4 protein-coding genes are annotated in these 1,131 nt (G+C 64.7%); 3 read left to right on the plus strand and 1 reads right to left on the minus strand.

What is annotated here, in order from left to right; genetic code table 11:
* The first annotated feature begins 14 nt into the window (after positions 1-14).
* From ABT116_RS48965 to ABT116_RS48975, 3 genes are read left to right on the plus strand one after another with little or no spacing between them, the layout of a single operon-like run.
* Positions 15-95 carry a DUF4244 domain-containing protein gene (locus ABT116_RS48965; RefSeq protein ID WP_260646420.1) on the plus strand — a complete coding sequence of 27 codons (81 nt, stop codon included), beginning with the start codon at positions 15-17 and terminating at the stop codon, positions 93-95.
* Positions 96-136: 41 nt separating this feature from the next.
* Complete coding sequence (locus ABT116_RS48970; RefSeq protein ID WP_351648068.1) at positions 137-454, plus strand: TadE family type IV pilus minor pilin; 318 nt, start codon at positions 137-139, stop codon at positions 452-454.
* On the plus strand, positions 451-801 hold the full coding sequence (locus ABT116_RS48975; protein WP_200312940.1) for an Rv3654c family TadE-like protein: 351 nt from the start codon (positions 451-453) through the stop codon (positions 799-801). Before ABT116_RS48970 ends, ABT116_RS48975 begins: the two co-directional genes overlap by 4 nt.
* Before the next feature lie 7 nt (positions 802-808).
* Here the strand turns inward: ABT116_RS48975 and ABT116_RS48980 are convergent.
* On the minus strand, positions 809-1,131 hold a 323-nt coding region (locus ABT116_RS48980), incomplete at its 5' end, for a Zn-binding domain-containing protein (RefSeq protein WP_351648071.1).

Below are 1,131 nucleotides of genomic sequence, written 5' to 3' on the forward strand. Positions count from 1 at the left end.
CATTCGGTGCCGTCCTGTACACGGTTGTCACTGGCGACTCCATTGTCTCGGCGCTGACAGGCATCATCGACAAGGCTCTCAAGACAGCTGTGTGATGTTGTGCACGAGAGGTATTCGGCAAGCCGACGTCGGCGCCGTGACGGTGGAGGCCGCGATTGCTCTGGCTTCCATCGTCACGGTGGACGTGCTGTGTATCGGTGGTGTCCTCGCGGTGTCGATGCAGGTTCGGTGTGTCGACGCCGCTCGTGAGGCCGCGCGGTTGGTGGCACGTGGTGATCGTGAGTCTGCGGTTGCCACGGCCCGTCGGATCGCACCCGAAGATGCGTCGATCTCGGTGGAGATCGTGGACGGCTTTGCCGTTGCCGTTGTCAGCGCCGAGAGTACGTTGCTGCCGTTGGTCGACATTTCTTCCGAGGCGGTGGCAGCTGTGGAGTCAGGGGTGGAAGAGGGGTGAACCTACGTGAGGACGAAGGTGTTGCCACGGTTCTGGCGTGCTGCGTTCTGGCAGCGATCGTGATGGTGACTGGTGGGATGTTGCATGTCGGGTCCGCGGTGGTGGCCCGGCACACGGCGCAATCGGCCGCTGATCTGTCGGCTCTCGGCGGTGCGGGTGCCTTGGACGGCGGTGACGAGGCGGCGTGTGAGATGTCCGCGGCGATCGCGGAGCGTATGCGTACGGTGCTCGCGGAGTGTGAGGTGCAGGGGTGGGATGTAGTGGTCGAGATACGCGCACCGGTGTTGTTGTCGGGCTTCGGGATCAGTGATGCGCAGGCTTACGCCCGTGCGGGTCCGGTCAGCTGATCGCGTCTCAGCTGATCGTATCGATGACGGCGGTCAGAACCTTGACCGCGCCGTCCTTGTCCAGCGGATCGTTTCCGTTGCCGCACTTGGGTGAATAGACGCAGGACGGGCATCCGTGAGCGCACTCGCAGGACAGTATGGCGTCGCGCGTCGCGGTGAGCCATCGTGACAGTTCGCTGTGCCCCCGGTCGGCGAACCCGGCGCCGCCGGCATGACCGTCGTAGACGAAGACCGTCGGGAGTCCGGTGTCCGCGTGCATCGCCGTCGATACTCCGCCGATGTCTCCGCGGTCGCAGATCGCCACCAGCGGCAGCAGACCGATCGCGGCAT

Origin of the sequence: Streptomyces sp. NPDC002130 (assembly GCF_040296465.1) — a bacterium.
Taxonomy (GTDB): domain Bacteria; phylum Actinomycetota; class Actinomycetes; order Streptomycetales; family Streptomycetaceae; genus Streptomyces.